We start from the raw sequence: 7,297 nt of genomic DNA on the forward strand, positions 1-7,297 counted from the left end.
ATGGGCCGGGGGTGCCCGAATGCGGCAGGCTGGGGGCCGGGAAGTCCCCGTGTCACCAACTGGAAGGAACGACGTTGTCCGTCGACCCCACCCTCCTCGACGACCTCGAGTGGCGAGGCCTGCTGGCCGAGTCCACCGATCGCGACGCGCTGCGCGCGGCGCTCACGGAGGGCAGCGTCCGGTTCTATGTCGGCTTCGACCCGACCGCGCCGAGCCTGCACATGGGCAACCTGGTCCAGATCCTCACCGCGATGCGCCTCCAGCGCGGCGGTCACACGCCGTTCGCGCTCGTCGGTGGCGCGACCGGGATGATCGGCGACCCACGGGACTCGGGGGAGCGGACCCTGAACTCGCTCGACACGGTCCAGGAATGGACCGCGCGCGTGCGCGGCCAGATCGAACCCTTCCTGTCCTTCGAGGGCGAGAACGCCGCCACCATGGTCAACAACTTCGACTGGACCGAGGGACTCTCGGTCATCGACTTCCTGCGCGACATCGGCAAGCACTTCCCGGTGAACCGGATGCTCGCCCGGGAGACCGTGCGTCGGCGCCTGGAGTCCGGCATCAGCTACACCGAGTTCTCCTACGTCCTGCTGCAGTCGATGGACTTCCTGACCCTGCACCGGCAGCACGGAGTGACCCTCCAGTTCGGTGGGTCCGACCAGTGGGGCAACCTCACCGGCGGCGTCGAGCTGATCCGCAGGGCTGAGGGTGGCTCCGCCCACGCGTTCGCGACACCGTTGATCACGAAGGCCGACGGCACCAAGTACGGCAAGACCGAGGGCGGCGCCCTGTGGCTGGACCCGGTCCTGATGCCGCCGTACGCGTTCCACCAGTTCTGGCTCAACGTCGAGGACGAGAAGGTCGTCGAGCTCCTCCGGGTCTTCACCTTCCTCCCGCGCGCCGAGATCGAGGCGCTGGAGCAGCGACACACGGAGAAGCCGTTCCTGCGCGAGGCCCAGAAGGTCCTGGCCGACGAGGTGACCACGTTGGTGCACGGAGCGGCCGAGACGGCGAGCGCCAAGGCCGCGGCCGAGGCGTTGTTCGGGGGCGGGGACGTCACCTCCCTCTCCGCGGCGACGCTCGAGGCAGCCCTGGGCGAGGCGGGCACCGTCGAGCTCGACAGTGGCACCGCCCTCCCCGACGTGAGCGAGCTGCTGGTGCTCACCGGGCTGGCCAAGTCCAGGAGCGAGGCGCGCCGCACGGTCACCGAGGGCGGCGCGTACGTCAACAACGTCCGCATCGAGGACCCGGCACACGTCCCTGCGGCGAGCGACCTGATCGCCTCGTCCTGGCTGGTCCTGAGGCGTGGCAAGAAGCGGTTTGCGGGCGTGCGCGTGGGCTGAAATGCCCCTCTGGAGGTGGCCTCGGAGTCGCCTCCAGAGCAGTGTGGCCCGGGTCACGTCGTTTCGATTTGTGCTTCTGGGCCCCTGGCCGTAATGTTCTCTGTGTCGCCGGGTGCGGCGGGAAGCAAGACAGCGATCAGCTGGATGGCTTCCGGCCCCGCGACCACAAGCCCTCGAGATCCGAACTTCGAGTGCTGGTCCGAAAAGCAAGCCTTGCGGGTTTGGTACAGACCAGGACGACGGACTAGAGTCACGGGGCAACGCATCAGCCCGAGGACGAACCGGCCCTGGCCGGGAAACCTCGGAGCGTGTGATGTTTGAGAACTCAACAGTGTGTCATGCATAGATTGTTGTGACGTTTGTAATGCGTCCGGCCATCGTCTGCTCTTTGGGGTGGGTGTTTGGTTGGGTGTGTGTTTTCGGCAATGAATTGATTCTGACAACTTTGTCAGGGTTTGTTTGATTGTCAGGTTTAGCTTTTCTTATGGAGAGTTTGATCCTGGCTCAGGACGAACGCTNGCGTGTGATGTTTGAGAACTCAACAGTGTGTCATGCATAGATTGTTGTGACGTTTGTAATGCGTCCGGCCATCGTCTGCTCTTTGGGGTGGGTGTTTGGTTGGGTGTGTGTTTTCGGCAATGAATTGATTCTGACAACTTTGTCAGGGTTTGTTTGATTGTCAGGTTTAGCTTTTCTTATGGAGAGTTTGATCCTGGCTCAGGACGAACGCTGGCGGCGTGCTTAACACATGCAAGTCGAGCGGAAAGGCTCCTTCGGGGGTACTCGAGCGGCGAACGGGTGAGTAACACGTGAGTAATCTGCCCTGCGCTCTGGGATAGCCACCGGAAACGGTGATTAATACCGGATAGGACCACTTCACGCATGTGATGGTGGTGGAAAGTTTTTTCGGCGCAGGATGTGCTCGCGGCCTATCAGCTTGTTGGTGAGGTAATGGCTCACCAAGGCTTTGACGGGTAGCCGGCCTGAGAGGGTGACCGGTCACACTGGGACTGAGACACGGCCCAGACTCCTACGGGAGGCAGCAGTGGGGAATATTGGACAATGGGCGGAAGCCTGATCCAGCAACGCCGCGTGAGGGATGACGGCCTTCGGGTTGTAAACCTCTTTCAGTACCGACGAAGCGAAAGTGACGGTAGGTACAGAAGAAGGACCGGCCAACTACGTGCCAGCAGCCGCGGTAATACGTAGGGTCCGAGCGTTGTCCGGAATTATTGGGCGTAAAGGGCTCGTAGGCGGTTTGTCGCGTCGGGAGTGAAAACACTGGGCTTAACTCAGTGCTTGCTTCCGATACGGGCAGACTAGAGGTATGCAGGGGAGAATGGAATTCCTGGTGTAGCGGTGAAATGCGCAGATATCAGGAGGAACACCGGTGGCGAAGGCGGTTCTCTGGGCATTACCTGACGCTGAGGAGCGAAAGTGTGGGGAGCGAACAGGATTAGATACCCTGGTAGTCCACACCGTAAACGTTGGGCGCTAGGTGTGGGGCCTATTCCATGGGTTCCGTGCCGTAGCTAACGCATTAAGCGCCCCGCCTGGGGAGTACGGCCGCAAGGCTAAAACTCAAAGGAATTGACGGGGGCCCGCACAAGCGGCGGAGCATGCGGATTAATTCGATGCAACGCGAAGAACCTTACCTGGGTTTGACATACACCGGAAGCCTCTAGAGATAGAGGTCTCTTTGATACTGGTGTACAGGTGGTGCATGGCTGTCGTCAGCTCGTGTCGTGAGATGTTGGGTTAAGTCCCGCAACGAGCGCAACCCTCGTTCTATGTTGCCAGCACGTAATGGTGGGGACTCATAGGAGACTGCCGGGGTCAACTCGGAGGAAGGTGGGGATGACGTCAAGTCATCATGCCCCTTATGTCCAGGGCTTCACGCATGCTACAATGGCCGGTACAAAGGGCTGCGATCCCGTGAGGGGGAGCGAATCCCAAAAAGCCGGTCTCAGTTCGGATTGGGGTCTGCAACTCGACCCCATGAAGTCGGAGTCGCTAGTAATCGCAGATCAGCAACGCTGCGGTGAATACGTTCCCGGGCCTTGTACACACCGCCCGTCACGTCACGAAAGTCGGCAACACCCGAAGCCGGTGGCCTAACTGTTTACAGAGGGAGCCGTCGAAGGTGGGGCTGGCGATTGGGACGAAGTCGTAACAAGGTAGCCGTACCGGAAGGTGCGGCTGGATCACCTCCTTTCTAAGGAGCACACCCAGGATCGGCAGCCGAATGAGTTGTTGACRTATGGGGTGTTCACTAGTGGAACACAATGATTGTTGGCTCAGGTTTCTGGGTCTGTACGCATGACATGCTGTTGGGTGTCTGAGGCATCAGACGCGCTCATGGACTGTGTGTTCGTGGGGGCGCTGGTAGGGCTCTGGTTCTTTGATTCCTTGATAGTGGACGCGAGCATCCACCCGCACGTATGTAGCGGGTGTTTGTGTTGTTTCGTAATAGATGATTGTTCTTGTGTGTTTTCTTACTGGTTTGTCCCATTGAGAAGCCACCGGGGCGCGCGAAGCTTGTTGTGTTTGTGTGTGTTGGTGGTTTGTTGTGGGCAAGTTGTTAAGGGCACATGGTGGATGCCTTGGCATCGAGAGCCGATGAAGGACGTGGGAGCCTGCGAAATGCCCTGGGGAGTTGGCAACCGAGCGTTGATCCGGGGATGTCCGAATGGGGAAACCCAGCTGGAGTCATGTCCAGTTACCCGCACCTGAATAAAATAGGGTGTGTGGAGGGAACGTGGGGAAGTGAAACATCTCAGTACCCACAGGAAGAGAAAACAAAAGTGATTCCGAGAGTAGTGGCGAGCGAAATCGGAAGAGGCCAAACCCATCTCGTGTGATAGCCGGCAGGCGTTGCGTGGTGGGGGTTGTGGGAGTGTTGTTGTTGCCTCTGCCGGGGTGGCGCACAGTCAGAAACCTCATCTGAGGTCGAAATCCGTTGGAAAGCGGTGCCGTAGCGGGTGATAGCCCCGTAGACGCCAAGTTGAGGCTGTGTTCAGCATTTCCCAAGTAACACGCTACTCCTGGAATGGTGTGTGAATCCGGCGGGACCACCCGTTAAGCCTAAATACTACTCGATGACCGATAGCGGACAAGTACCGTGAGGGAAAGGTGAAAAGTACCCCTGGCGGGGAGTGAAATAGTACCTGAAACCATGTGCCTACAATCCGTCAAAGCCTCCTTGTGGGGTGATGGCGTGCCTTTTGAAGAATGAGCCTGCGAGTTAGCGATACGTGGCAAGGTTAACCCGTGTGGGGAAGCCGTAGCGAAAGCGAGTCTGAATAGGGCGTTTGAGTCGCGTGTTCTAGACCCGAAGCGGAGTGATCTATCCATGGGCAGGTTGAAGCGCCGGTAAGACGGCGTGGAGGACCGAACCCACTTAGGTTGAAAACTGAGGGGATGACCTGTGGATAGGGGTGAAAGGCCAATCAAACTCCGTGATAGCTGGTTCTCCCCGAAATGCATTTAGGTGCAGCGTTGCGTGTTTCTTGCCGGAGGTAGAGCACTGGATAGCCGATGGGCCCTACAAGGTTACTGACGTTAGCCAAACTCCGAATGCCGGTAAGTGAGAGCGTGGCAGTGAGACTGCGGGCGATAAGGTTCGTAGTCGAGAGGGAAACAGCCCAGACCATCAGCTAAGGCCCCAAAGAGGCGGCTAAGTGGAAAAGGATGTGGAGTCGCAGTGACAACCAGGAGGTTGGCTTGGAAGCAGCCACCCTTGAAAGAGTGCGTAATAGCTCACTGGTCAAGTGATTCCGCGCCGACAATGTAGCGGGGCTCAAGCCGCCCGCCGAAGCTATGGCAATCGTGTGTAACCCAAGCCGCACTAGATGTTGGTTCAGGGGCACGGTTGGGTAGGGGAGCGTCGTGTCACGGGTGAAGGGCCGGAGTGATCCAGGCCTGGACGTGACACGAGTGAGAATGCAGGCATGAGTAGCGAATCACGGGCGAGAAACCCGTGCGCCGAATGATCAAGGGTTCCAGGGTCAAGCTAATCTGCCCTGGGTAAGTCGGGACCTAAGGCGAGGCCGACAGGCGTAGTCGATGGACAACGGGTTGATATTCCCGTACCGGCGAAATGGCGCCCATGCTGAACCCGGTGATGCTAACCACCCGAAACCCAGCTTATTGATGTCTTCGGACTGAGAGGGTTGGGCAGAGCGTGGGATCCGACCCGGTAGTAGGCAAGCGATGGGGTGACGCAGGAAGGTAGCCCAACCGCCGCGATGGTAGACGGCGGGTAAGCATGTAGGGGACGTGATAGGCAAATCCGTCACGTAGTCGTTTGATCGATGACCCTGAGATGTGATGCCGACCCCGTATGGGGGAAGTGGGTGATCCTATGCTGCCGAGAAAAACCTCTAGCGAGCCATGAGCCGCCCGTACCCCAAACCGACTCAGGTGATCAGGTAGAGAATACCAAGGCGATCGAGACAACCATGGTTAAGGAACTCGGCAAAATGCCCCCGTAACTTCGGGAGAAGGGGGGCCTGGATCGTGTACCCACTTGCTGGGGAAGCGTGAAGGGCCGCAGAGACCAGGCCCAAGCGACTGTTTACTAAAAACACAGGTCCGTGCGAAGTTGTAAGACGATGTATACGGACTGACTCCTGCCCGGTGCTGGAAGGTTAAGAGGACGGGTTAGACGCAAGTCGAAGCTCAGAATTTAAGCCCCAGTAAACGGCGGTGGTAACTATAACCATCCTAAGGTAGCGAAATTCCTTGTCGGGTAAGTTCCGACCTGCACGAATGGAGTAACGACTTGGGCGCTGTCTCAACCATGGACTCGGCGAAATTGCACTACGAGTAAAGATGCTCGTTACGCGCGGCAGGACGGAAAGACCCCGGGACCTTTACTATAGTTTGACATTGGTGTTTGGTTCGGCTTGTGTAGGATAGGTGGGAGACTTTGAAGCGGCCACGCCAGTGGTTGTGGAGTCATCGTTGAAATACCACTCTGGTCGTACTAGATGTCTAACCTAGGGCCATGATCTGGTTCAGGGACAGTGTCTGATGGGTAGTTTAACTGGGGCGGTTGCCTCCCAAAATGTAACGGAGGCGCTCAAAGGTTCCCTCAGCCTGGTTGGCAATCAGGTTTCGAGTGTAAGTGCACAAGGGAGCTTGACTGTGAGACAGACATGTCGAGCAGGGACGAAAGTCGGAACTAGTGATCCGGCAACTGCGAGTGGAAGCGTTGTCGCTCAACGGATAAAAGGTACCCCGGGGATAACAGGCTGATCTTCCCCAAGAGTCCATATCGACGGGATGGTTTGGCACCTCGATGTCGGCTCGTCGCATCCTGGGGCTGGAGTAGGTCCCAAGGGTTGGGCTGTTCGCCCATTAAAGCGGCACGCGAGCTGGGTTTAGAACGTCGTGAGACAGTTCGGTCCCTATCCGCCGCGCGCGTAGGAAACTTGAGAAAGGCTGTCCCTAGTACGAGAGGACCGGGATGGACGAACCTCTGGTGTGCCAGTTGTACCGCCAGGTGCATGGCTGGTTGGCTACGTTCGGAAGTGATAACCGCTGAACGCATCTAAGCGGGAAGCACGTTTCAAGATGAGGTTTCCCACCCTTTATGGGTTAAGGCCCCCAACAGATTATTGGGTTGATAGGCCGGAGGTGTACAGCAGCAATGCCCAGCCGACCGGTACTAATAGGCCGAAGACTTGCCACAACAAACCCCCAACACACATCGACAAGACATGTGTCACGGGACAAMMCGCGTCCACTATCAGAACCAACCCCGGTTCGCCCATCCCCCCACCTGTGGGGTCGATGAGGCCAACCGTTGGGKTCATAGAGTTACGGCTGCCATAGCGGCAGGGAAACACCCGGTCCCATCCCGAACCCGGAAGTTAAGCCTGCCAGCGCCGATGGTACTGCAACCGAGAGGATGTGGGAGAGTAGGACGCAGCCGGACAATCATTCGC

General features: G+C 58.3%; 1 protein-coding gene and 3 rRNA genes. All 4 read left to right on the plus strand.

The genetic code is table 11. From position 1 onward, the window contains the following. Positions 1 to 74 precede the first annotated feature (74 nt). Positions 75 to 1,346 (plus strand): tyrosine--tRNA ligase, encoded by a 1,272-nt coding sequence (gene tyrS / locus ASE01_RS12895; RefSeq protein ID WP_056752066.1) that lies wholly within the window; start codon positions 75 to 77, stop codon positions 1,344 to 1,346. A gap of 694 nt (positions 1,347 to 2,040) precedes the next feature. Continuing rightward, a 16S ribosomal RNA gene (locus ASE01_RS12900) occupies positions 2,041 to 3,561 on the plus strand. 356 nt (positions 3,562 to 3,917) lie between these two features. Further along, positions 3,918 to 7,041 (plus strand): 23S ribosomal RNA (locus ASE01_RS12905). A 129-nt stretch (positions 7,042 to 7,170) separates the two neighbouring features. Then, positions 7,171 to 7,287, plus strand: a 5S ribosomal RNA gene (gene rrf, locus ASE01_RS12910). Together the 16S, 23S and 5S rRNA genes form the textbook arrangement of a ribosomal RNA operon. The last annotated feature ends 10 nt before the right edge of the window (positions 7,288 to 7,297 follow it).

Origin of the sequence: Nocardioides sp. Root190 (genome assembly GCF_001428565.1) — a bacterium.
In the GTDB taxonomy this organism is placed as follows: domain Bacteria; phylum Actinomycetota; class Actinomycetes; order Propionibacteriales; family Nocardioidaceae; genus Nocardioides.